We start from the raw sequence: 24737 nt of genomic DNA, 5'->3' as shown, positions 1-24737 counted from the left end.
AATTTACGAAATTTTAGCGGAGTTTCCCTTGACAGCTACCGGAAAGTTCGATATGATGTAATCTAATCATGAGGGAGTAGCCGGCACTGAAAGGTGCATCCGCTGGCGTCAGGTCGGGCAGAGTTTCTGTCCCGCTTCGGATCGAAATGGCGAGACTTTTGAGCAAACGCTTTGGCGTTGGCGCAAAAGTCTCGTTTTTTATGTCCGGCAAACAGAAAAATGGGGGATACTATCGATATGAAAAAAGAAATTTGGAAAAAAGCAAGGGTGGAGCTGTTCCGTGATCTGGACTGCGGCGCGCAGGGACTGACCGGGACGGAGGCCGCGAAAAGGCTGGAACAAAACGGCCCCAACGAGCTGCGAGCGGAGAGGCAGAAATCCACGATCCGTATTTTTCTGGAACAGTTTGCGGACTTTCTGGTGATCCTGCTGATCGCGGCGGCGGCGGTGTCCATCGCGCTGGGAGACGCGGAGAGCGCCGTTGTGATTCTGGCGGTGATTACCATGAACGCGGTGCTGGGTACGGTTCAGACTGTCAAGGCTGCGGCGTCGCTGGAGAGCTTGAAGCGGATGTCCGCCCCCACGGCGAAAGTCCTGCGGGATGGCGCTGTCCGGGAAATTCCCGGACGGGAGGTCACCGTGGGCGACGTGGTGTGTCTGGACGCGGGGGACGCAGTATGCGCCGACGGACGGCTGCTGGACTGCGCGGCGCTGAAAGCGGACGAAAGCGCCCTCACCGGTGAGAGTCTGCCGGTGGAGAAGGACCCCAGTGAGATTGAGAACGACGTGCCGCTGGGGGACCGGAAGAACATGGTCTATTCCGGCAGCTTCATCACCTATGGCCGTGGAACCTTTCTGGTCACCGGCGTGGGTATGGATACGGAGATGGGCCGCATCGCGGCGCTGCTGAAAGCCGCCGGGGAGAAAAAGACGCCGTTACAGGTGAGTCTGGACCAGTTTGGGAAAAAGCTGTCCGTGGGTATTCTGATTCTCTGCGGCATCCTGTTTGCCGTCAGCGTATTCTTCCGGCACGAGCCGGTGATGAACGCGTTTTTGTTCGCCGTGGCTCTGGCGGTGGCGGCGATTCCGGAGGCGCTGAGCTCCATCGTCACCATTGTCCTCTCCTTTGGCACCCGAAAGATGGCAAAGGAAAATGCCATCATCCGCAAGCTGCAGGCGGTGGAGGGCCTGGGGAGCGTATCCGTCATCTGCTCCGACAAGACCGGCACCCTGACCCAGAACAAGATGACCGTCCAAAAGCTCTATACCGCCGGGAGAATTATTCCGGTGGAGGAGGCCAACTTTGACGACCCGGTGGAGGAGCCGCTGCTGCGGGCGGCTCTGCTTTGCAGCGATGCCACGGTCAACGAAAACGGCGAGGTGGGCGATCCCACCGAGACGGCTTTGGTGCGTCTTGGCGAACAGTTCCGCTTTGACGAGGAGGAGACCCGCAAACGCTATCCCCGGCTGACGGAGATTCCCTTTGACTCCGACCGAAAGCTGATGTCCACGGTCCATCAACTCTCCGGCGGGCTGATGATGATGACAAAAGGCGCGGTGGACGTGCTGCTGGAGCGCACGGTGCTCACCCAAGAGGAACGGAAGGAGATCGAGGCGGTCAATGCGCAGTTTTCACGGGAGGGTCTGCGGGTGCTGGCCTTTGCCTGCCGGAAGGTGGACGCTCCGGCGGTCAATCTCTCAGACGAGAAGGGGCTCAATTTTCTGGGCCTGATCGCCATGATGGACCCGCCCCGAGTCGAATCCGCCAGAGCTGTGGCGGAGTGCATTTCGGCCGGTATCCGTCCGGTGATGATTACCGGCGACCATCGGATTACCGCCGCCGCCATCGCAAAAAAGATCGGCATTCTCACCGAGGGGACCGAAGCCGTGGACGGCGCGGTCATCGACTCCATGAGTGATGGGGAGCTGCGGGAGTTCGTTCCCAAAGTCAGCGTCTATGCCCGAGTTTCCCCGGAGCACAAGATTCGCATTGTCCGCGCCTGGCAGGAGCGAGGCAATCTAGTGGCCATGACCGGCGACGGTGTCAACGACGCCCCGGCCCTGAAGCAGGCGGACATTGGTGTGGCCATGGGCATTACCGGCACGGAGGTGGCGAAGGACGCCGCCGGAATGGTGCTGGCGGACGACAACTTTGCCACCATTATCCGCGCCGTGGAAAACGGCCGCGGGGTGTACGCCAACATCAAGCGGGCCATTCAGTTTTTGCTCTCCGGCAATATGGCGGGGATTTTGACGGTGCTGTACGCGTCCCTTGCGGGACTGCCGGTGCCGTTTGCGGCGGTGCATCTGCTGTTTATCAATTTGCTGACGGACAGCCTGCCCGCCATCGCCCTGGGACTGGAGCCACAGAGCGAGGACGTGATGAACCAGAAGCCCCGGCCCCGGAGCGAGGGAATTTTGACAAGAAAATTTCTTACTAATGTGGGAGTAGAGGGCCTGGTGATCTCCATGGCCACTGTGATCGCTTTCCACATTGGTCTGCGCGCCGGCGGCGCGCAGACGGGCAGCACCATGGCCTTTGCCACCCTGTGCCTGAGCCGCCTGTTCCATGGGTTCAACTGCAAGGCCGCGCGCCCTGTGCTGTTTACAAAGAAATTCTTCAATAACCGATATCTGCTGGGTGCGTTTGCCGTGGGCGCGGTGTTGCTGGGAAGCGTGCTGGTGATTCCTGCGCTGGAACCGCTGTTCAGTGTGGCGGCGTTGTCCCCAGCGAATCTGGGGGCCATTGTGGGGCTTGCCTTCGGCAGTATGGTGGTCATTCAGGCACTGAAAGCACTTCGTAAAAAATGATTCTGCAAAGCGACCCGCGGAATTTTTTAACAACAAAAGGCCCGCCGTCCCATTGGGACGGCGGGCCTTTTGCTGTTAACGTGTGGTGGCAAATTCGCAGATGCTGGGAGCGCTGGAAACAATTTGAACCTGACCGCCCCGTCGAACCAGCAGGGTGGGTGCCTGCATAATGTGGTACTTACGCACCAGATCCCGATGCTCGCTGACGTCCATGATCGTATAGACCAGCCCCGCCCTCTCAAGCTCCTCTTTGGCGGTTTTGCAGTTGGGGCAGGTCTTGGTGGTGAACAGAAACAGTTCGTCCACCGCGTCCCGCATGGCCTGCGCCGTGGAGTCCGGCTCCACAGGCGGCAGGGGAGAGGCTTTCACCGCGGGCAAAGCCTCACTCCGCTCCCGCCCGCCGGACTGCTTTACCTCCGTATGGACCGCGCTCGGATCGTAAAGCTTACGGTCCTTGTATTCCTGCGTTTTACCGTCGTTCCAGTTTTGGACGGGGCGGTAATAGCCGGTGATGCGGCTGTATACCTCCGCGCTCTTGCCGCACTTGGGACAGGTGAAGTGTTCCCCGGCGATATATCCGTGCTCCGAGCAGATGGAGTAGGTGGGAGAGAGGGTGTAGTAAGGCAGCTTAAAATTCTCAGCAATCTTCCGTACCAAGGATGCCGCCGCCTGCCAGTCCGGCAGCTTTTCTCCCAAAAAGGCATGAAACACGGTACCGGAGGTGTAGAGGGTCTGCAAATTGTCCTGAATGGACAGGGCGTCGAAGAGGTCGGAGGTATAACCCACCGGAAGATGGGAGGAATTGGTGTAATAGGGCGTGTCGCCGGGCTTCGCGGCGGTGACGATCCCGTCGTACCGCTCCACGTCGTGCTTGGCAAGACGGTAAGTGGTGGATTCGGCGGGGGTGGCTTCCAGATTGTAAAGGTCGCCGTATTTCTCCTGATAATCGCTCAGCCGTTCCCGCATGTGATTGAGTACGTCTTTGGCAAATGCCTGTGTTTCGGGATGGGTCAGGTCCTTGCGCAGCCAGCTGGCGTTCAGCCCTACCTCGTTCATGCCGATGAGGCCGATGGTGGAGAAGTGATTGTCAAAGCTGCCCAGATAGTGCCGCGTATAAGGATACAGCCCCGCCTCCAGCAGCTTTGTGATGACGGTACGCTTGGTTTTCAGACTCCGGGCGGAAATGTCCATCATCCGGTCCAGCCGCTTGTAGAAGTCCGCCTCGTCCTTTGCAAGATAGGCAATGCGGGGCAGGTTGATGGTCACCACGCCCACCGAGCCGGTGGACTCGCCCGAACCAAAGAAGCCGCCGGACTTTTTTCGCAGCTCTCTGAGATCCAGACGGAGGCGGCAGCACATGCTGCGCACATCGGAGGGCTCCATGTCGGAGTTGATGTAGTTGGAGAAGTACGGTGTGCCGTATTTCGCGGTCATCTCGAAAAGAAGCTTGTTGGTTTCCGTCTCACTCCAATCGAAATCCCGGGTAATGGAGTAGGTGGGGATGGGGTACTGGAAGCCCCGTCCATTGGCGTCGCCCTCGATCATGATCTCGATGAAGGCTTTGTTCACCATGTCCATTTCCTTTTTGCAGTCCCCGTAAGTGAAGTCCATCTTTTTCCCGCCCACGATGGCGGGCAGGTCCGCCAGATCCCGGGGCACGGTCCAGTCCAGCGTGATATTGGAAAACGGAGCCTGCGTACCCCAGCGGGAAGGGGTGTTCACGCCGTATACAAAGGACTGGATACACTGCTTGACTTCCCTCTGGGTGAGGTTGTCCACCCGCACGAAGGGGGCAAGATAGGTGTCAAAGGAGGAGAACGCCTGAGCGCCCGCCCATTCGTTCTGCATGATGCCAAGAAAATTCACCATCTGGTTGCAAAGGGTGGACAGATGGCTGGCGGGAGAGGAGGTGATCTTCCCGGGAATACCGCCAAGCCCCTCGGTAATAAGCTGCTTCAGGCTCCATCCGGCACAGTAGCCGGTGAGCATGGAGAGGTCGTGTATGTGGAGATCGCCGCTTTTATGGGCTTCGGCAATCTCCGGATCGTAGATCTCACTGAGCCAGTAGTTTGCTGTGATGGCACCAGAGTTGGAGAGAATCAGTCCGCCCACGGAATAGGTGACGGTGGAGTTCTCCTTGACACGCCAGTCGTTCACGTGGAGGTAGTTGTTTACCAGCTCTTTGTAATCCAGCACAGTGGAGCCAAGATTGCGGATCTTCTCCCGCTGCTTGCGGTAGAGAATGTACGCCTTGGCCACATCGCCGTAACCTGCTTTGATGAGAACGTTTTCAACGCTGTCCTGAATCTGCTCCACGGAAATCGCACCGTTTTTAATCCTGTCCTGATAGTCGGCGGTAACCTTCAGCGCCAGCAGATCAATGATGTCGGTGTTATAGGTCTTCCCCATAGCGTCGAACGCTTTGGTAATGGCCACGCTGATTTTGGACAGGTTAAAATCCACGACTTTGCCGTCCCGCTTCAAAACTCGATACATGCCGCTCCCACTCTTTCTCAGTACACAGATTTGCCGTTCATGCGCCGGCAGGAGAGGGGACAAACCCCACTGCCGCTTTGCATGCGGACATACAAAATAGAATGAAAAGATGCCGAAGCACCCTCTGTCCTTATTTTAGCGGGATTACCAATAGATGTCAATTAGAATAATCCCTATATCTTGTGGAAGATTTCATGAAAAACGTCAATTGACTCCTAGATTTAGTAAAGCAATGGGGGACGACGTATGACCGGGAAATCCCGCTGCATCAGGGAGCACGGAATTTCTGACGGATGTAAAAGAGCAAACCAGGCCATTTTCCACGGTTCAATCCACACCACGCAGAGAAATGTCCGCAAAATAGGGGCGGACGACTTCGGCAAGAGCGTGCATTTCCTGAGGAAAAAAGCCGTGCAGCCCGCCTTGAATCAGAGTGCCGGAGTCCACAAAGTTCTGGAGGCAGTAGCGTTTCGCGCCCTCCAGCCAGTGAGCGATACACAAAAGGTCCGCCTCGGTGTGGAATTCCCGGACCATTGTGGTGCGGAATTCGTAATCCACCCGTCCCTCCATTAAAAGCGCTGCGCTTTCCTGTACACAGGAGGTGTCGAAGCCGGGAATGCCCACGGTACTGGGGTATTTGGACAGACTGTTTTTGACGTCCATGGCCACGTAGTCGATGTTTCCCGCGTCCAGCAGTGCGCGGAGCCGGTTCGGGAAGCAGCCGTTGGTATCCAGCTTTACCGCAAAGCCCAGCGCCTTCGCCGCGGCGGCAAATTCCGCAGTCCCCTCCTGAAGCAGCGGCTCGCCGCCAGAGAGGACCACTCCGTCCAAAAGGCCTTTGCGGGAGGCGAGAAAATCCAGAACCTCCCCCGTTTCGTAATGCTCCCGTTCCTCCGCCGGAGCGGTGACCAGCAGCGCGTTGTGACAAAACGGACAGCGGAGATTACAGCCGCCGGTGAAGACTGTGGCGGCCATTTTGCGGGGAAAGTCAACAAGGGACAGCTTTTGCAGTCCACTGATATTCATAGCGGATCCTCCTCACTCACGCTGCTGCGCGTATGGCCTGCATCGGGCTGAAGGGAGCAGAGAAAGCCCAGGAAAAAGAGGGCGCAGCCGCCGAAGGCCGCATTTTGGGCGAAGTCCAGTCCATCCGCCAGCGCCGCTGTGCACAGGACGACCGTTGCACCGGCGAGGAAAGAAAAGACCCGCGCGGAGCCGTCTCCAAATGCGAAGGAGGCCAGATTAAAAAAAGCCAGCGCGGCAAAGCCGAGGGCCAGAAGTTCCAAAGCGTAAGCTTCCAGCGTTGGATTTGCGGAACGGGCCCGATAGTCCAACACCAGTCGGAACACCAACGCCGTGGGAGCGAGCAGCAGCAGTGTCGGCGGCGCGGCCCGGCGGCTGCGGGAACGGCGCCCCGCAGAGGCGGTCAGAACGGCGGGAAGCAGGCAAAGGGCGGAGAGAGCCGTGAGGGCGCCGGAGATCAGGACAGCCGCCGCCGGCAGCATTCCACCGGGTGCGGAGAGCAAAGAGCCTGAAAGAGAAGACCGCACCTCCACCGCCCCGGAGAGGGTCAGCAGGGCGATGCCGCAGACCAGCGGGGTGATGGATCCCTGCACGGAGAAGACGACCTGAAACGGACGGGGATCGGGATGGCGGGATGGCAGACGGCGGACCAGCAAAAATAGCGCCGCCCCTAAAAAGACCAAAAGGACAGGCATCAGCCGCGCAGGAAGATTTCCGGGGATGGACAGGCTGGTGTCCGGCGAAAAGCCGGTGTGCTCCTGTAGCAGCCGCAGGGCGAAAGCGGCCGCACCGCCCGCCGCCGATAACACTGTGAGGGCCGTGGTGTTCTTCATATGGATAGCCTCCGAAGCCCGAACGCGAAGCGTCCGGTACAATTTATAATTGAAGGGCGCGGAGCGCCGCTGCCAATATTATACTCCGCCGCCGACACTTTGTCCACTCACGCCGCCACAGGGGGCGTCGCCCAAGATGGACTCCTCGGGCGGTAAGGTTGTCCTTCGGGAAAATTCGTGCTACAATAACAAAATACAACAATTTCCGCGGAGGTCTGTTTTCACTCCGCGGCGCATAGGTTGAAAAGCCGGCGCGGTGCGCTCAATTTAACCAGTGCTTTCTTAAAAAAATGTACAGGCCGTCCGAAAGACGCGCCGCATTCGAAGGCCCGCTTTTTTAAAGCGGCGCTTCAGGGAAGGAAAGAACGTGATGAAACGATATCTGGGCGTCTCAGTCGTCCTGTTATGTCTCCTGTTCTTGCTGCCGTTGGTTACCGTGGTGACCCACGTGGTCCGGCGGGAGGCGGAAGCGCAAGCGGAGCCGGAGCCGGAGGAAGAAACTAAAATAGAACTTCTGCCGCCGGGGGAGACCGATGGGTCGTACACCATTCGGGTTTTGTTGGGAGATCAGGTGGAGACCATGTCCATGGGTGAATACCTTCAGGGCGTGGTGCGGGCGGAGATGCCTGCCTCCTTTGAGCAGCAGGCCCTGTGCGCCCAGGCAGTGGCGGCGCGGACCTACACTTTGTACAAAATGGCCACCGGCGGGAACCACGGCGACGTGGCCGACGTCTGCGGCGACCCCACCTGCTGTCAGGCGTACCTGGACAAAGAGACCGCCGCCTCCAACTGGGGAAAAAACGCGGAGAATTACGAGGCGAAAATCGAAAATGCCGTTTCCCTCACCGACGGGCAGACGATCCTGTACAACGGGCAGCCGATTCTGGCAGTGTTTCATTCCTCCTCCGCTGGGCAGACGAAAAATTCAGGCGAGGTGTGGACCGGCGACCTGCCCTATCTCCAGAGCGTCTCCAGCCCGGAGGGGGCGAATGTCCCCAATTACTACAGTCGGGCGGAGTTCACGCCGGAGAAATTCAAAAAGCTGTTTTTGGCGGCGCACCCGGAGGCCAAGCTGTCCGGTTCCGCCGACGGCTGGATTCGTGAACGAAAGGTCAGTGAGGACGGCAACGTAGACTCTGTCACCGTGGGCGGCGTCAACATCCGGGGGACACAGATGCGGACGATTTTCTCTCTGCGCTCCACCACCTTTGAAACGGAGATTCAGGATGGAAACATCGTCTTTTTTGTTACCGGGTATGGCCACGGTGTTGGGATGAGCCAATACGGCGCGCAGCAGATGGCAAAGGACGGCAGCGACTGGAGGGGAATCATCACCCACTACTATACCGGAGTGACCGTGGCGGTATACTTGCCGGAGGCCCTCAGCTGACCGCCGGGAGCAATTTGAAAAGCATTGATTCTTTTGGCAGAATGAAGTCCCGCTGTTTTCCACCTTTATGGAAAACGGCGGGACTTTATCATCAAAGACTGGGTGTCGGGCGGCTCAGTTTATTCAGAGGTAAAAAATCCGAATCCCATTTTCTGATTATAGATTCCATAACACGAAAGAGTCTTCAACGGTTTTTCGCTTTGCGTATATCGGTTTGGCCACCAGCTTAGGAAGTCTTCGGAAAGCCCCTCTATTGGTGTTTCCGGGGTATAAAGCAGAAAATCCGTTCCATCCTCCAACCCATATGGATCTGAGGCTATATAGCGGATTCCGTCTTCGATCCATTCCTCATCTTTTTCCTTAGAAGCGGTTACTTTACCCAGTGTCATGGAATAGGTGTGGCCATCTACCTGCTTAATATCGTCAAACTGTCCGCTGAATTCGCAGACATAGACAGACCCGTGCGGATAGTTTTCGCCGCTGTCGCCCATTTCAGAATCAGAATACGATCCTTCAAAGAAACCGTCAGGATTTAACGTAATCACAGTACCCCATGCGCCGGCCCCACTTGCAAATACAAACTCCTTAGGAAGCGCCTCGGGAAGAGAAATATCTTTCGATTCTGCGTCCTGCTGAGCTGTGGACTTCTCGCCATCAGGCGGATCAATCGGTTCTTTTCCGGAGGAGCTGTCGGCCTCCTGCTGCGACGTCTGCGACCCACTTGGCTGGTTGTCTGCGCAGCTGCTTAGAAAACTGATACAAAGCGCCGTACACATCAGCGCTAATATAACCTTATTTTTCTTTGCTTTCACAAGATGCCTCCGTAAGTCGATTCTCTTTTCTATTTGCTTAGAATGGTCTGCTGTTGGCGTTTATTTCAGTTTTTCCTTGATCTTTGCTTTTGCCTCCGGGCTGAGGCACTTGGAGGCGATTCGCACCGGCAGGGAGGGCATGCGGAAAAACTTTTTGCGCACCTCGTCAAAAGATTCCAGCGCATAGCTGGCAAAAAACGCGGTGCGATCCGACGGCGGAGCGATGGGGGAGGCCAGCCGGGGGTTTCCCGCAATGGCCCTCTCTGGCGGGAAAGGCTGCCGTCCCAGGGGGAGGCGGTCAAAAATATGGCTTGCGTGAGGGGTGTTCACCATGAGAAGAGAGACCCCTCGCTCCTGCTGCTCCGGAAGCTCCTCGGGCCGGAGTCCCCAGAAATCTCCCAGGGTAAAATCACCCACCCGGGACATGGAGGTATAGGGGCAGCGGTAGCAGCAGGGACGCAGAAACAGCGCCCGGCCGAACGCCCGGCCCCATTCCGTCTGGAACAGGGGCGCGGAGTCCGCGGACCCGTCCTTATAGAGCAGAGTGAAGTGGCTGTCCTTCCAGCCGACGACCTTGTTGCGAAATCGCACGGTCTGGAGAGAGCGGCGCTTGCGGCTCTCAATAGAGCGAACCATGTCCGCCCACACGCCGGGGGAGGGTACGCCCTGACAAACGAGGTCGCAGGTGGTGAGGTTTTCCGGGCGGTTTCCAAGAAAATGATACAGCCCATCCACCTGGCAGGGGGTGCCGGAGAACAGCACAGGCCGGGACTTCAGCAGTTCTCGGACCTCCTGATAGGTACCCCGCAGATCGCTTTGCACATACTTCGCGCCCCGGAGGTATCTAAGATCCTCCGGTTCGAAGCAGGCGATGTGCCGCAGACGCAGCTTACTGTCCAGCGCCGCGCCAAAGACCACGCCGCCGCATTCCAGAGTGTCCTGGGCGATGAGGGAGAAGAGGCCGCCGGAGGTGGAGTCCTTGCGGATAATATCGTCCTTGTTCCAAGCGGCGAAGACCGCCGGAAGGGGACGGCTCTCCTTTGCCCGCAGAGCGGGACAGACGGTCATGCAGCGCCCACAGCGGATGCATTTTTCGGGATCGACGGCGGGATAGGCGAAACCCTCCCGGTCCCGCTCCATGGAGATGGCGTCCCTGGGGCATATGGCGGCGCAGGCGGTGCAGCCGGTACAGGCCGCGTGGGAGGCAAGCTCCGGAAGTCCCTCACCGGACGCTGCTTCCGGCGCGGCGGGGACCTCCTGATCCAGCAGCGCGGAGCGCAGATAGTCCAAAGATTTTCGCCGTTCCTCTTCCAGACGCTGGGACACCGCACACCAGTCGATTTTCTCCAGCAGCTCTGCAGTGTCGCCCTTTCCGATAATCCGGTTCACAAGACCCAGCCGATCCAGAAGACTATAAATACGGGACTGCTCCGGTGCCGCCATCTCCGCCGGGGAAGCGGATGTAAAAAACGGCTTTTGGAATTGCAGGGAGAACACAGTCCCGTGGAAAGAGTTCGTGCAGACATAGGTAGCCCGGCGGAACAGACCCAAAAATTCCGCGGGGCCGGCGGAGAACACGCACTCCGCCTTGGGGTGGACCTTTTGCCGCACCCCGCACAGCTGGACGACGGGAAGCCCCGTCTCCTCCTGCAAACGGCGGATATACGGCTCCAGCGCGCCGGGCTTGCTGATGCAGTAGCAGAGGATATACCCGCCGGATTGCTCCGGCTCCGCCGCCAGCGCGCCCCAGTCCTCCTGCCGCAGAAGCAGCGTGGGGTCCAGCACCACGGGCGCCTCCCGTCCGCTGATCTCCCGGATAATGGTCTGTCCCCGGGCCTCCCGGGCGGAGAGGTGGGAAAAGCTCGACAGATACCCATTCAGCTCATCCTCCATCCCGTCCGGAATGCGGGGAATACCGAAGGAGGGGGCGTAGGCAATTTTCCGGCCCGCCGCGAACTGGCTGAAAAACACCGGGTCAAAGTGACCGTCGGGGAAAATTTTCGGATTCCAGATCTGGTCGCTGCCGGAGAGATAGACGTCGCAGGGCGGCGCACTTCTTAACTCTTCCAGGCTTCCATATCGGTGCTCCGAGATATGCAGGTGGCGGGCGGCGAAGTCCTCAAACCGGTCATACCGCTCCTTCATGGCGCTGTAGTGGAGTGCCGTGTGAGCGTCTGCCGCAGCAGAGCCAAGGCCGGTGGGGCGGCGGAACAGGTCGTTGTCCTGATTCACATAGTAGTTGAAAATTTCACACTCGCTTCCCAACTGCTCCACAGCACGCTGGGTGGAGCAGGCCTGTAAGACCGCGCCGTAGTGATGAATATGAAAAAAGGTGACAAGGCCCGTTTTCAAGTGAAGGCCTCCTTCCTGAAATTACAGCTGAGACGGTGAATCGTCGGGAGAATCCAGAACGGGGAAATCGTCTTCGGCGACCCAGTCCGATACATACACCACGTCAAACTCGGTTTTCGTCCGCCGTATAACAACCTTTTCAAGCCCGGCGTTGATGACCTGCCTGCGGCACATGGAGCAGGAGGTGGCATCGCCCAAAAGCTCTCCGGTCTGGGCGTCCCGGCCCACCAGATAAAGCGTTCCTCCCGCCATGTCCCGTCGGGCGGCGGAGATGATGGCGTTGGCCTCGGCGTGGACACTGCGGCACAGCTCATACCGCTCTCCGCGGGGGACCTTTGCCATCTCCCGGGTGCAGTAGCCCATGTCCACACAGTTTTTCCGTCCTCGGGGCGCGCCGTTGTAGCCGGTGGAGATGATCTCATCGTTGTTGACGATGATGGCTCCGTAGACCCGCCGCAGGCAGGTGGCCCGCTCCAAAACGGTCTGCGCGATATCTAGATAGTAGTTTTCCTTGCTGATGCGGTTCATGGACGACCCTCCCGTAAAGTCCGGCGGATTTCGTCGGAGATTGAAAGCGGCTTGAATGGAATGCTGCTTGCAAACCGTGTCTGCTCACTGAACACCATTGTACACAGACTTGTACGGTTTTGCAAGGCTTACCCGCCCTGCCGGGAAATTTCCATGCCGGCCCGGACGCTGATCAGCTCCGCCGCCACGGAGACGGCGATCTCCTCCGGCGTTTGAGCCCCGATGGAAAGACCGATGGGCGCATGGAGCATTGCGTATTCCTCCGGCGTGAAGCCCGCCGCCAGCAGGCGGTTCCGGCACAGGTCCAGCTTTTGTCTGCTGCCGATGCAGCCGATGTACCGCGCCTCGGAGCGCAGCACCTGCGTCAGAACCTCGTAGTCCGCCTGATGCCCCCGGGTCATCACCACCACGTAGTCGCTTGGGGTGACGGTCAGGTCCGGCTTTTTAAAGTCGTACACCGTCACTCGCTGCGCTGTCGGAAAGAACGCGGGGTCGGCAAACTCCGCCCGGTCATCGTACACCGCGCAGCGAAAGCCCAGCGGGTGCAGCGCCGCCGCCAGTGCCCGGGAAACATGCCCCGCTCCGAAAATATGGACCCAGCCGGCCCGGACCACCGGTATGGAAAACCAGCCGTCTTCGGTCAGCAGGGGCACGTCCTTCATCAGAGCGGACAGCGCGAAGCTGTCCGCGTCCGCCGCTGTAGCGGCTTGCATCCTAGTGACGCGGCTGCCCTCCAGCCGTCGCACAAGCCATGCGTCCCGGCCCTGCCCGTCCGCTTCCACCAGGGCGCGGAAGACGTTCAACGCGGTCTCGTCTTCAGGGGAGATGAATTGAAACTGAACCGACACATCTCCGCCGCAGACCATCCCGAGACTTTTGTCGTTGCCCTGCACGAAACGGTAATCCCGCCGCTCGTCTCTTCCGGAGCGCAGGACCTCCGCCGCCAGCTTCTGCGCCTCAAACTCGACATTTCCGCCGCCGATGGTTCCATCGGCGATTCCACCCGGCAGCACGGCCATCATGGCTCCGGCGCTTCGGGGCGTAGACCCGGCGGAAGACAAGAGACTCACAAGACACGCGGGCTGGCCACTTTCCAGACCGTGAATCAGCGTTTTCCAAAACTCCCGCATGGTACCCCCCCTCATTCCATTTGTTGACGATTGGAGGTATTATAACAGTTTTTTTCGTATTTGAATATGGATAATCTGAAAATTATCCGCTATTGTTGCGGTTTAATCGGATAAATGGCGCCGATCTTCCTATAAATAAAAAATGCCGGACCGACGATTTTCGTCAGTCCGGCGGCCCGTTTGCACGGTTTATTTCTTTGCGGGGGAATCGTTTTCCAGTAGTGCCTTGGCGCTGACGGCCAAACCGGCCAGCCCCTGCAGCTCGGAGGGAATAATAATTTTGGTGGCCTGCCCGTCGGCGGCCTTGGCAAACGCTTCCAGCGCCTTGATCTTTACCACCTGATCATTGGGGTTGGCCTCGTTCATCAGTTTAATAGACTCCGCCAGAGCGGTTTGCACCAGCTTGATGGCCTGCGCCTCGCCATCTGCTTTCATAATAGCGGCCTGTTTAGCGGCATCGGCCCGCAAAATGACGGATTCCTTATCGCCCTCGGCCACCAGAATCTGACTGGCCTTCTGGCCCTCGGCCTGGAGGATGGATTCGCGGCGCTCGCGCTCCGCCTTCATCTGCTTCTCCATGGCGTTTTGGATCTCCTTGGGCGGGATGATGTTCTTCAGCTCCACACGGTTCACCTTGATGCCCCAAGGGTCCGTGGCCTCGTCCAGAATGGCGCGCATCCGGGTGTTGATGGTGTCGCGGGAGGTGAGAGACTGGTCCAGCTCCATGTCGCCGATGATATTGCGCAGGGTAGTGGCGGTCAGGTTTTCAATGGCGTTCATGGGCCGCTCCACGCCGTAAGTATACAGCTTTGGATCGGTGATCTGGAAATAGATGACCGTGTCGATCTGCATGGTGACGTTATCCTTGGTAATGACGGGCTGGGGCGCGAAGTCCGCCACCTGCTCCTTCAGGGACACCTTCTTGGAGACCCGTTCAATGAACGGCATCTTGAAGTGCAGACCCACGTTCCAAACGGTGCGGAACGCACCCAGACGCTCCACGACATAGGCCTTAGACTGCTGGACGACGACGATGTTGCTGACGATCAACAGCAGGACCAGAACGATTAAAACAATCAGCGCGATAGTTCCGATAGGCATGATAGGCATTATCTAGTTCCCTCCAATATTTCATTTTTTTCAACAAAGAGCTTCACGCCCTCCATTTTTGAAATGGTGACAAGGCTTCCCGCCGGAAGAACGGCTCCGTCTGCGCTGCGGGCTGTCCAGGTCTTGCCGTCCACATAGACGGCTCCGGTGGCGTTTTCGTTGTCCACGATCTCCGTCACCTTGCCGGTCAGACCGATTACCCGGTCCAGATTGGTGGGTATGGTTTTGCCGGACTTCATCTTTTGCACCAGCGGACGGGTAGCAGCCAGCGCCACAGCGGAGACGGCCAAAAAAATCGCGAACTGCAAGCCCACGGATACGTTCAGGATTGTTGCAATCAGCGCGGCTACGGCACCGGCCACGAACCAGATGGACACCAAGCCCGCTGTGGCGGCCTCCACCAAGCCGAACAGCACAATGGCTCCCAGCCAGATCCAGATCATCATATGAAAAACCTCCTTTGGCAGGAATTGTTTGGGTTTTGAGAAACGTGAAAAAAGTATACGATAAGTCCTGCAAAATCATTGTACCACATCTCTCCGCAAAAAAACAGTCCCGCGGGGCACCTTATTCTGGAACAGGTATCGAAGGAAAAAATTGCTTTACTGATAAGACGGGCGGAAATTCGAAAAGGTTTCAGACTTTGCAATTTCTTGCATCCGCTTGCCGCTTTGCGGCAAAGCCGCGTTGCACATTTCCCAAATGTCTGTTATAGTAATCCAAAATGCGGATTTTGAAATTATTAAGGAGGCGCAGCCCATGACGCTGACGGTGCCCTGCCTGTTCGGACTGGAAAGTCTGGTGGCAGATGAGATGAAACGGCTGAATTTAAAAGAGGTCCGTGCGGAAAACGGGCGAGTTCACTGCCAAGGAACGTTGGCTGATATTGCCCGGCTGAACATTAACCTGCGCTGCGGTGCGCGGGTGCTGATGGAACTGGGCAGTTTTCCTGCGGGGGACTTTGAGGCGTTGTTTCAGGGAGTCCACGCCTTGCCGTGGGAGGATTATATTCCCAGTGACGGAGAGTTTCCGGTAAAAGGCTATTCCCTGAATTCTAAGCTCCACTCGGTTCCCGCCTGCCAGGCCATTGTGAAAAAGGCAGCCGCGAAGCGGCTGGGGGAGAAGTACGGCGTGGAGACCCTGCCGGAGACGGGGAGCCGCTATCAGATCCAGTTCGCCATCGTAAAGGACGTGGCGACGCTGTATCTGGATACCTCCGGCGAGGGGCTGTACAAGCGGGGATACCGCGCGCAGGGCGTCGTTGCGCCCCTGCGGGAGACGTTGGCGGCGGCGCTGGTGACGCTGTCCCGCTATCGGGGCAAGGACCCCTTCTGCGACCCCTTTTGCGGCTCCGGCACCATTCCCATCGAGGCGGCGCTGATTGCGAAAAACCGAGCCCCTGGTCTGGACCGGAGCTTTTCCGCCCAGAAATGGAAGAACATGGACGGAAAGCTCTGGCTGGAAGCGGCAGACGAGGCGATGGACAAGGAATTCCATGGAACCTATGATATCTGGGGCGGCGACATCGACCCGGAGGCTGTGGAACTGGCAAGGCACAATGCGGAGCTGGCGGGCGTGGAGGATTGCATTCGCTTTGAGGTGGCCGACGCCGGGAAGTTCCACAGGGACAGCGAATACGGTCAGGTGGCGACCAACCCGCCCTACGGCGAGCGTTTAATGGAAAAAAGCGAGGCGGAGGCGCTCTACCGGGCATTCGGCGCGGCCTGTCGGGAGCTGCCCCCAAAGTGGCGGGTGCTGGTGCTCTCGTCCCACACGGAGTTCGAGCGAAGCTTCGGCCGTCAGGCGGACAAGAAGCGCAAGCTCTATAACGGAATGCTGAAGTGCGATCTGTTTATGTACGGAAAGTGATTTTTAAAAAATTTTAATAGGAATGCCCAATTTTTCTCACTGCATTTTAAATTCACAAATTTTTCATAGTTACCCCCTTTACAAAATGGAAACAATGTACTATGATAGCAGCGTTAGCACTCGAAGTGATTGAGTGCTAACGCTGATTTTGTAAATCTTTTTATATATTAAAGGAGGAAGTTTTTTATGAAACTCACACCGCTTGCAGACCGTGTCATTCTGAAAATGGTTGAGACAGAGGAGACCACCAAGGGCGGCATCATCCTCACCGGTTCGGCGAAGGAGAAGCCCTCTGTGGCCGAAGTCATTTCCGTCGGTCCCGGCGGAAACGTGGATGGCAAGGACGTGGTCATGACCGTGAAGGCCGGTGACAAGGTCATCACCAGCCAGTATGCAGGAAGCAAGGTCACGCTGGACGACGAGGAATACGTTGTGGTTCGGCAGAGCGAGATCCTTGCAATCGTTGAATAAGAACAGCTCAAACAAATCTTCTAAATTTTGGAGGTAATGCGATATGTCTAAACTGATTAAGCGCGGCGAAGACGCGCGCAAGGCACTACAGATCGGGGTCGATACGCTGGCGGATACTGTGAAGGTGACGCTGGGTCCCAAGGGCCGCAACGTGGTACTGGACAAGAAGTACGGCGCTCCCCTCATCACCAACGACGGTGTGACCATCGCCAAGGAGATCGAGCTGCCCGACCCCTTTGAGAACATGGGCGCGCAGCTTGTGAAGGAAGTCTCCACCAAGACCAACGATGTTGCCGGCGACGGCACTACCACCGCCACCCTGCTGGCTCAGGCCATGGTCGCCGAGGGACTGAAGAACCTGGCTGCGGGCGCAAATCCCATCGTGGTGAAAAAGGGCATGGCCAAGGCTGTGGCGGCCGCTGTGGCTGAAGTGAAAAAGCAGGCCAAGAAGGTCGACGGCTCCAAGGACATCGCCCGTGTCGGCGCTGTTTCCTCCGGCGATGAAGAAATCGGCAAGCTGATCGCCGACGCCATGGAGAAGGTTTCCGCCGACGGCGTGATCACCATCGAAGAATCCAAGACCGCCGAGACCTATAGCGAAGTTGTGGAAGGCATGCAGTTTGACCGCGGCTATATCACTCCGTATATGTGTACCGATACGGAGAAGATGGAGGCCAACATCGACGACGCCTATATTCTTATCACCGACAAGAAGATTTCCGTCATTGCCGATATTCTCCCCCTGCTGGAGCAGCTGGTGCAGGCCGGTAAGAAGCTGCTGATCATCGCTGAGGATGTGGAGGGCGAGGCCCTGAGCACCCTGATCGTGAACCGTCTGCGCGGCACTCTGAATGTGGTGTGCGTCAAGGCCCCCGGCTTTGGTGACCGCCGCAAGGAGATGCTTCAGGATATTGCCGCTCTGACCGGCGGCACCGTGATCTCCGAGGAAGTGGGTCTGGAGCTGAAGAGCGCCACGATTGATATGATGGGCCGCGCTCGTCAGGTGAAGGTCTCTAAGGAGAACACCACCATCGTGGACGGCGCCGGAGAAAGTCAGGCCATCAAGGATCGGGTCGGCCAGATCCGTTCGCAGATTGCCAACACCACCTCCGACTATGATAAGGAGAAGCTTCAGGAGCGTCTGGCGAAGCTGTCCGGCGGCGTAGCCGTTGTCAAGGTCGGCGCTGCCACTGAGACCGAGATGAAGGAGAAGAAGCTCCGCATGGAGGACGCCCTGAACGCGACCCGCGCTGCTGTGGAAGAGGGCGTGGTTGCCGGCGGCGGTACGATTTTCATCAACGTGATTCCCGCCGTGGAAGCTCTGATCTCCTCCGTGGATGGCGACGAGAAGACCGGCGTGCGTCTGATCGCCAAGGCTTTGGAAGCTCCTATCCGTCAAATTGCGGCCAATGCCGGATTGGATGGATCTGTGATTTTAGAGAAGGTGCGCAATTCCGGAAAGATGGGCTATGGCTTCGATGCCTATAAGGAAGAGTATTGTGACATGGTGACTGCCGGGATCATCGACCCTGCCAAGGTGACTCGTTCCGCTTTGGAGAACGCTGCCAGCGTGGCCGCCATGGTACTGACCACCGAGTCCTTGGTTGCAGACAAGCCCGAGCCTCCCGCGCCCGCGCCTGCCGCTCCCGACATGGGCGGCATGTACTAAGAAAAATAGGTACCCGCCGGGAACGCGAAAGCGCTCCCGGCAGGTATCTGCCCAACTCCACAAATTTACCTTTTTCCGGAATTTTCGCGAAACCCTCTTGACAAAAGTGGCCCTTGTCTGGTATAGTAATTCTCGCCCGTCATGAGACGGTCAGATTTGGCGGCATAGCTCAGTTGGCTAGAGCATGCGGTTCATACCCGCAGTGTCCCCGGTTCGAATCCAGGTGCCGCTACCAGAATTTCCACGGGGCACAGCGTGTCCCGTGGGGATTTTCCGAAAAGTTGATATGGCCCGTTGGTCAAGTGGTTAAGACACGGCCCTTTCACGGCTGTAACATGGGTTCGAATCCCGTACGGGTCACCAACCTATAAAGCACCGTGACGGCGGTGGCTTGTGGGTGTGCAAATTTAATATCGGATGTGGAGGCTTAGCTCAGCTGGTTAGAGCGCCTGCTTCACACGCAGGAGGTCGAGAGTTCGAGTCTCCCAGTCTCCACCAAACCCTTGGAAACACTATGTTTCTGAGGGTTTTCTCTTTATCTGTTTGAGAGCTTAGACCGCCTGCCATCTATTTTTCGTGAAAGCAGGAGGTCTATTATGGATAAGGCAGAATAAGTTGCGCAAATCCAAAAACGGATAAAAAGAGACACGGTTTGCAGACCTCTGATAGAATGAAAGTAACCACATAACCATTCTGAAGGGGGACTACAAACCATGCCCGAAAAAATTGTACAGTTTAATGAGGAAGTAATCAAGGGGCAAATCAAGGAATTGGTCCGGGGCAGCGTGGAAGAGACGCTCAACGGCCTGCTGGAGGCTGAAGCGGAGAAGCTGACCCAGGCAGCCAAATACGAGCGCAGCGAAGAACGGCTGGGTTATCGCAGCGGCCATTACAGCCGCAATCTTACTACCACCTCCGGCGATGTTACGCTCAACGTACCGCGTCTCAAGGAAATTTCGTTTGAAACGGCAATCATCGAACGGTATCGCCGCAGAGAAAGCAGCGTCGAGGAAGCGCTTATCGAGATGTACCTTGCCGTCGTCTCTGTGCGCCGCGTAGAGGACACTTCTGCGTGGTATTGCGGATACGTTAAAACCGCCATCTATTACGGGATTATCAAGGGCTATGGCAGCAGAAACTTCGGCCCCAGCGACACGATTACCCGTGCTGAAGTCGCAGTTATGGTTCAGCGGTTGTTGCAGAAATCAGCATTAATATAATTGAAGTATAATTTGTTATAAAAGTCAGGAGAAGCCATATTTCAAGGCTTCTCCTGACTTTTGGTCAGCCTTCTGTCGGCAGTTCCGGGAATGAGATTTTAAGGGCCGAGGAAGTTATGCGCACCGACGTCGCGGCAGGCGCTTGGTCTCATCTGGAGCAGTGTTCAGGCCTCAGCAAGTGTTGTATCCATTCAACCGATAAATTTCTTTCACAGCCCTGCACTCCGACTGTGGAAGAGGAAGTGAATTTTCAATTTCCGTCCAGGGGATGGTCTGCGCTTTCTTCACCCAGTGATTGCTCTCTTACAGATGCATCCCAACCGGCTGCCTGAAATCCGCGTTAAATATAATACACTGGCCTTATTTTCATCTTATAAGACAAGCTGCATAAGAATACTTCAGATTCTCCCGCAGCCTATTTATTATAGTCCTTACTAGAAATATCGCTCTTTTGATCTGCTTCTGCACATTCTGTCAAAAGTATTTTTCCTTTTGACAGAATATAACGAAATGCGACACAGACTTCATCTATAATGTGGATTGCAATTCTTCACGCCATTTCACCAGAAAGGAGGCATTAGTCACGGAAAGTCTTACAAAAGAATATCTGCTCCTGTTTAATACGATTATTGACACAGAAAATGCACTTGACGCCCTTCGCAAAAAACTCATTAACGCATTAGACGAAGCAGAGGACTTATACATTAGCAAAGAAGATTAACATACTTCATCGTACATTCCAATTTCCTCCAGAGTATCGCTACCCAGTGAAATCATAACTTCCAGCGCAGGCTTAAATCTGTTTAGACATAATCCGCACTTTGTGAACAGGCGGGCCATATTTGAGACAAGTTTATGGCTGGTCGAAATATCGTTAATTTCCTTGAGAATCTCTCCATTAAGTACGCAGGATATTCCAAAGGACTCGTGCTCTGTTCCATCTTCCGCAACAAAGATGTCCATATTTACAACATACACCGGAAATTCCATACACTCTCTCCCTCTCTTCTTCTATTTCCGATCCAGTCGTTCTGTCATTCAAAAAACGCTAAATTAAGGATCGGGTTTTTTCGCAACATATATATGTAATTTGCTGTAAAAGTTGGAACATTACACGATTTCTTTAATTCTTCATAGTTTTTACAGTTGTTGTAAAAGGACTATCCATTTATTGTGAAGATTGCCCAACAAAAAGCTCTCATGCTGCTTCCCATCAGCTTTGAGAGCTTTTATTTTTTTATCATCAGCAGAAGCATACACCTTTATTGAATATTCTACAGTATATGCTATAATTACAATACATTAGTATTTCAAAATTAGAATTTAAAGGAGGTATGCATTTTGGAAGTATCATTTCAGCAATGGTTTGATAATCTGTATATGCAAAACTCCCTGAAAATGATACAGACGGCACGAAGGCTTCTCGGGAGTTCGGAATCTGCGGAAGACGTTGTTCAAAACGTATTCATTATCCTTTTGGCAAAAAAGGATCAGGTTATGGTTCACCCCTGCCCACAGGCGTGGCTATTTGTAACGCTAAGAAATCAAATAGGGAATGAATTGCAGCGACAGAGACATCGAAATACCGATTCACTAGATGATGGCTATGAGATTGGCCGGGAGGACAACTATGAGTTCCCTTTTTGCGATTGCCTGCCACCAGGTCTGACTAATAGTGAAAAAGAAATTCTATCCATGCAATTTGAGGATGGATACTCCTATGAGGAAATTGCCCATAAAACGGGAAAAAGCGTTCTCGCTTGTCGAACCAAGTTGCACAGGGCCAAGAATCATTGCCGTGAGCTTCTAAAAGATGAAAAAGTCGAAATTTGACGAAATGTTTTTTGAAGTTGAACAAATTAAGCAGATAGGAGGTGACTAAATGCCCCAGATTCGTCACAACTCTGCGGCTGGCGGAGCCAAAGAGGGCGCGAAACTAATCCACGAGCATCTGACCGATCAGACAACGGACGACCTGTTGGACGATTTATCCGACTGGCTTGCAAATGCGGATGGAACCCACTTTGATAGTGAGAATCTGAATGCCATTCTTTCTGCGTTGGATGAAATTAATCCTGAGTCCGAAGAATTTCATCCGGAGGAATCGCTTGCCGCATTTCATCAAAGGTTTGAGCCGGTATTTGATAAAGAGGAAAATAGTTCGCCTTCCTCCGCTCTTGCACGGCATCCAAGGCACTTTTCTCGCAGACTGATCCAAGTTGCCGCAATTATTGTTGTGATGCTTTTCAGCATGGTCACTGCGCAGGCTTTTGGGTTTGACATCTTTGGGGCCATCGCAAAATGGACTAGTTCCACCTTTCATTTTTCAGATAAAGAAGCCATCTATGCAACCATTGGAACATATCCGATTGACGATGGAGAGCAACAGACGTACGACTCGCTGCAAGCTGCATTGGACGATTTTGGTGTTGTCGGGGAAATTGCACCCACTTGGGTTCCCGAAAGGTTCCAGCTAAAGATAGTAACGGCCCAAGTAAAAAAAGCTGGTATCTCTATTGAGTCTGATTATGCAGGTAGCAACGGTGAATATCTATCTATAACAATTCGAAATTATGATAGTTCAAAACAAACAGAAATTGAAAAAGACGCGGATAATACAGATGTCTATATAACCGATGACATTATACACTACTTAGTCAGCGATAAATCCTTTGAAAAAGCAACTTGGATCAACGGGCAGCTGGAATGCAAAGTAATTGGCAATATAACATACCCAGAGCTTAAAGAAATAATTGATTCAATTTATAGGGGGTAATTGTTTTGAAAACATCTGTAACGCGCATCCTCTCGATGGTTATGGTCGTAGCCATAATCTCTTGCTTGAGCTGTGTAATGACATCCGCTCAGCCAAACGGTCTTTTACGTTCAAGTAATTATATAGATGCCTACAGTGCCGATGTGTCTGCCGCAAGTGGCGGAGAAATTATTGTTGGTGTCACTGTTGATGGTCTTGGGTATATGACGCAAATTGGAGCCTCCAGTATCACGATTTACAAATCCTCCGACCAGATAACTTGGAATCCAGTAAAAACCTATTCGTATACAAACTATCCCAGCATGATGACTTCCGGTTATCACTATTTTGCCGATGCCGTGACCTATTATGGAACACCAGGTTACTACTATATGGCAATTGTAACCTGCTATGCTGGCAATGCCAATGGGCACGATTCCCGGCCCTATACCACAAGCGGCACGAGAGCCATCAGTTAATATACATAGATATTTTTAGAATAAAAAGTCTCCGGAAGGCATCACGTTTTCCGGAGGCTTTTTGTGACCAATCCGGGCACATCATATGCAGCAGCGTCTTATGGTAGTGTCAAGAATTGGACCTATTGACAAAGTCCCCTATAAAACGAATTCCATGGTATAATAAAGCCATAGGAGCGTGATGAGAAATGATGGGGCGGATGACGGACAACTTCAGATGATCGTGGTGGAATTGAATGAACTGATACCATATAACCATTTGCTCAAGAAGATTGATGCCTGTGTGTCCTTTACATTTATTTATGATTTGTTGGCTCATTACTTTCCGGCGACAGGAAGACCTTCTGTCGATCCGGTCAGCATGTTTAAAATGTTGTTGATCGGATATCTCTATGGAATTAAATCGGAGCGTAGGCTGGTAGAAGAAATTCAACTCAACATTGCATATCGTTGGTTCTGTGGATTTGATTTTGGGAAAAAGATTCCGGATCATTCGACCTTCAGCAAGACTCGCATACGAAAATGGAATGAAAGCAATCTGTTTGAACAAGCATTTACTGAAATTGTCCATCAGTGTATCACAGCCGGTCTCGTGGACGGGAAAGAAATGGTTGATGACGGTAGCTATATTCCAGCGCAAGTTTCCAAATCGAGTTGGATTGAAGTAGAGGAAGTCGTTGAAGTCAGCATGCAGAGCTATCTGAATGCGTTAGATCAAGAATTGGCCGAACAACCTGGCTTTAAAAAGCCTTCTGTCCATACAGAGAAAAAGTAGAGGATAACCAGCAGCACCGATCCGGAGTGCGGCGGAATTAACCATGGTAATAAACGTGGCATAGGTTATTTACTGAAAGCAACAGTGGATTGTAAAAATGGCATTGTCACAGGTGTGGACGTTTTTCCGGCCAATCAAAAAGAAAGCCTTATTCTATTAAGACATCTTGAAAAGCAGCAAAAACTTCTGAACCTGCCCATGGGAAAACTTGCTCTCGACCGTGGCTATGATACAGGTGCAGTTCATCGTGGCCTGGAGCTACTGGGTGTTACTGGCTATATTCCGGCAATAGACTTCTCAAACTCTCCCGCGAAATATGGATTTCAATACGATGCACAAGAAGATGCTTTTCTCACAAATCGACCGGGAAATATCTGCGGTGTTAAATACAAGATGACAGTTGTATCCATTGTTCCAGAAAACCAGAGTGCTTTGATAAGACGGGGATTCGGCGAAGAATTTTGGGCAGTAGTTGCTACCCAGCATTTCATCGCGGCCATATGCGTGTGGGATCTCCGGACTATTGGCTGATGATGAAGAAAAGAAAAATATGGGCTGAAGGCTGCTTCTCTGTGTTGAAAAGAGAACATTGCCTGTCATCCGTCCACAAACGAGGCCTTCTTGCTGTCGCAGAGGAGTGCCTCTTATCTGCTTTGACCTTGAATCTAAAGAGAATGGCGAAAGCCCTTCTTTTTATTCAAAGATACTCAATCCTCTCGATTTTCTATTTGGATTTCGAGAGAATTTTTCCTCTTTGTCAACAGGTCCCTTATTCTACCTTATCTTCTGTTAGTATAAGGAATTTGTCTTGAGCGTAAGAGTTCGAATCCTCTGCCGGAATCTGATGATATTGATTTTGGTAATAAAACACAAACGAATCTCAGGCAAAGGTACAAAGAATTGTGCCTTTGTGGAGAAGTCAAGAACCGTGCAGAATCTGAACACCCGAAATCTGCAGCTTATGCGGCCAGGCCTCTGGCGGCCTGACGATACATGGCCGGCGGCAGACCGCCG

Annotated in this window: 21 protein-coding genes, 3 tRNA genes and 1 pseudogene; 15 read left to right on the top strand and 10 right to left on the bottom strand. The window is 54.5% G+C overall.

Annotation, left to right across the window (positions count from 1 at the left end; genetic code table 11):
* Nucleotides 1-237 precede the first annotated feature (237 nt).
* Complete coding sequence (locus tag ABWQ15_RS10930) at nucleotides 238-2811, top strand: cation-translocating P-type ATPase (RefSeq protein WP_353908802.1); 2574 nt, start codon at nucleotides 238-240, stop codon at nucleotides 2809-2811.
* Between the two features lie 75 nt (nucleotides 2812-2886).
* Here the strand turns inward: ABWQ15_RS10930 and ABWQ15_RS10925 are convergent, their stop codons facing one another.
* From ABWQ15_RS10925 to ABWQ15_RS10915, 3 genes are all read right to left on the bottom strand, one after another.
* Nucleotides 2887-5307 (bottom strand): ribonucleoside triphosphate reductase, encoded by a 2421-nt coding sequence (locus tag ABWQ15_RS10925; protein ID WP_353908801.1) that lies wholly within the window; start codon nucleotides 5305-5307, stop codon nucleotides 2887-2889.
* 327 nt (nucleotides 5308-5634) lie between these two features.
* Nucleotides 5635-6333: an anaerobic ribonucleoside-triphosphate reductase activating protein gene (locus tag ABWQ15_RS10920; protein WP_353908800.1), complete on the bottom strand. Its 699-nt coding sequence runs from the start codon at nucleotides 6331-6333 to the stop codon at nucleotides 5635-5637.
* A complete protein-coding gene (locus ABWQ15_RS10915) occupies nucleotides 6330-7163 on the bottom strand; it encodes a hypothetical protein (RefSeq protein ID WP_353908799.1) in 834 nt (277 codons plus the stop codon). Before ABWQ15_RS10915 ends, ABWQ15_RS10920 begins: the two co-directional genes overlap by 4 nt.
* Before the next feature lie 370 nt (nucleotides 7164-7533).
* Between ABWQ15_RS10915 and spoIID the strand changes: the two genes are divergently transcribed.
* On the top strand, nucleotides 7534-8553 hold the full coding sequence (spoIID, locus tag ABWQ15_RS10910) for a stage II sporulation protein D (RefSeq protein ID WP_353908856.1): 1020 nt from the start codon (nucleotides 7534-7536) through the stop codon (nucleotides 8551-8553).
* A gap of 119 nt (nucleotides 8554-8672) precedes the next feature.
* On the opposite strand, the gene ABWQ15_RS10905 is transcribed toward spoIID, so the two are convergent.
* The 6 genes from ABWQ15_RS10905 to ABWQ15_RS10880 form a co-directional block, all read right to left on the bottom strand.
* Complete coding sequence (locus ABWQ15_RS10905) at nucleotides 8673-9365, bottom strand: hypothetical protein (RefSeq protein WP_353908798.1); 693 nt, start codon at nucleotides 9363-9365, stop codon at nucleotides 8673-8675.
* A 60-nt stretch (nucleotides 9366-9425) separates the two neighbouring features.
* Nucleotides 9426-11717, bottom strand: a complete 2292-nt coding sequence (locus tag ABWQ15_RS10900) for a polysaccharide pyruvyl transferase family protein (RefSeq protein ID WP_353908797.1) — start codon at nucleotides 11715-11717, stop codon at nucleotides 9426-9428.
* A 21-nt stretch (nucleotides 11718-11738) separates the two neighbouring features.
* A complete protein-coding gene (locus tag ABWQ15_RS10895; protein ID WP_353908796.1) occupies nucleotides 11739-12245 on the bottom strand; it encodes a deoxycytidylate deaminase in 507 nt (168 codons plus the stop codon).
* A gap of 128 nt (nucleotides 12246-12373) precedes the next feature.
* Nucleotides 12374-13375 carry an XdhC family protein gene (locus ABWQ15_RS10890; RefSeq protein ID WP_353908795.1) on the bottom strand — a complete coding sequence of 334 codons (1002 nt, stop codon included), beginning with the start codon at nucleotides 13373-13375 and terminating at the stop codon, nucleotides 12374-12376.
* Between the two features lie 189 nt (nucleotides 13376-13564).
* The gene (locus ABWQ15_RS10885) at nucleotides 13565-14476 is read right to left on the bottom strand and encodes an SPFH domain-containing protein (RefSeq protein ID WP_353908855.1); all 912 of its coding nucleotides are present in this window, start codon (nucleotides 14474-14476) and stop codon (nucleotides 13565-13567) included.
* A gap of 8 nt (nucleotides 14477-14484) precedes the next feature.
* Entirely contained in the window at nucleotides 14485-14931 is a 447-nt protein-coding gene (locus tag ABWQ15_RS10880) for an NfeD family protein (RefSeq protein ID WP_353908794.1), read from the bottom strand.
* A gap of 313 nt (nucleotides 14932-15244) precedes the next feature.
* Here ABWQ15_RS10880 and ABWQ15_RS10875 point away from each other — a divergent pair, with 313 nt between their 5' ends.
* The 7 genes and pseudogenes from ABWQ15_RS10875 to ABWQ15_RS10845 form a co-directional block, all read left to right on the top strand.
* The gene (locus tag ABWQ15_RS10875) at nucleotides 15245-16354 is read left to right on the top strand and encodes a THUMP domain-containing class I SAM-dependent RNA methyltransferase (RefSeq protein WP_353908793.1); all 1110 of its coding nucleotides are present in this window, start codon (nucleotides 15245-15247) and stop codon (nucleotides 16352-16354) included.
* Between the two features lie 186 nt (nucleotides 16355-16540).
* On the top strand, nucleotides 16541-16825 hold the full coding sequence (locus ABWQ15_RS10870) for a co-chaperone GroES (protein ID WP_014119362.1): 285 nt from the start codon (nucleotides 16541-16543) through the stop codon (nucleotides 16823-16825).
* A 43-nt stretch (nucleotides 16826-16868) separates the two neighbouring features.
* Nucleotides 16869-18494, top strand: coding sequence for a chaperonin GroEL (gene groL, locus ABWQ15_RS10865; protein WP_353908792.1), 1626 nt, complete (start codon nucleotides 16869-16871; stop codon nucleotides 18492-18494).
* 158 nt (nucleotides 18495-18652) lie between these two features.
* Nucleotides 18653-18729 (top strand) — tRNA-Met (locus ABWQ15_RS10860).
* A 53-nt stretch (nucleotides 18730-18782) separates the two neighbouring features.
* Nucleotides 18783-18857 (top strand) — tRNA-Glu (locus ABWQ15_RS10855).
* Between the two features lie 58 nt (nucleotides 18858-18915).
* Nucleotides 18916-18992: transfer RNA gene (locus ABWQ15_RS10850), tRNA-Val, on the top strand.
* A 215-nt stretch (nucleotides 18993-19207) separates the two neighbouring features.
* A pseudogene (locus ABWQ15_RS10845) lies at nucleotides 19208-19651 on the top strand (S-layer homology domain-containing protein); the annotation flags it as partial.
* A gap of 780 nt (nucleotides 19652-20431) precedes the next feature.
* Here ABWQ15_RS10845 and ABWQ15_RS10835 read toward each other — a convergent pair.
* Complete coding sequence (locus tag ABWQ15_RS10835) at nucleotides 20432-20704, bottom strand: hypothetical protein (RefSeq protein ID WP_353908791.1); 273 nt, start codon at nucleotides 20702-20704, stop codon at nucleotides 20432-20434.
* A 351-nt stretch (nucleotides 20705-21055) separates the two neighbouring features.
* Between ABWQ15_RS10835 and ABWQ15_RS10830 the strand changes: the two genes are divergently transcribed.
* The 6 genes from ABWQ15_RS10830 (at nucleotide 21056) to ABWQ15_RS10805 (ending at nucleotide 24535) form a co-directional block, all read left to right on the top strand.
* Complete coding sequence (locus tag ABWQ15_RS10830) at nucleotides 21056-21547, top strand: RNA polymerase sigma factor (protein ID WP_353908790.1); 492 nt, start codon at nucleotides 21056-21058, stop codon at nucleotides 21545-21547.
* A 49-nt stretch (nucleotides 21548-21596) separates the two neighbouring features.
* Nucleotides 21597-22490 carry a DUF4367 domain-containing protein gene (locus ABWQ15_RS10825; protein ID WP_353908789.1) on the top strand — a complete coding sequence of 298 codons (894 nt, stop codon included), beginning with the start codon at nucleotides 21597-21599 and terminating at the stop codon, nucleotides 22488-22490.
* Nucleotides 22491-22495: 5 nt separating this feature from the next.
* Nucleotides 22496-22948 (top strand): hypothetical protein, encoded by a 453-nt coding sequence (locus tag ABWQ15_RS10820; protein ID WP_353908788.1) that lies wholly within the window; start codon nucleotides 22496-22498, stop codon nucleotides 22946-22948.
* Nucleotides 22949-23129: 181 nt separating this feature from the next.
* Complete coding sequence (locus tag ABWQ15_RS10815; protein WP_353908853.1) at nucleotides 23130-23723, top strand: transposase; 594 nt, start codon at nucleotides 23130-23132, stop codon at nucleotides 23721-23723.
* 84 nt (nucleotides 23724-23807) lie between these two features.
* Nucleotides 23808-24254, top strand: a complete 447-nt coding sequence (locus tag ABWQ15_RS10810) for a hypothetical protein (protein WP_353908787.1) — start codon at nucleotides 23808-23810, stop codon at nucleotides 24252-24254.
* Nucleotides 24170-24535: a transposase gene (locus ABWQ15_RS10805; protein ID WP_353908852.1), complete on the top strand. Its 366-nt coding sequence runs from the start codon at nucleotides 24170-24172 to the stop codon at nucleotides 24533-24535. Before ABWQ15_RS10810 ends, ABWQ15_RS10805 begins: the two co-directional genes overlap by 85 nt.
* The last annotated feature ends 202 nt before the right edge of the window (nucleotides 24536-24737 follow it).

Origin of the sequence: Oscillibacter sp., from assembly GCF_040505565.1 — a bacterium.
GTDB lineage: Bacteria > Bacillota > Clostridia > Oscillospirales > Oscillospiraceae > Oscillibacter.
Note: the sequence above shows the minus strand (reverse complement) of the source record. Positions and strands in the feature narration are given on the sequence as shown.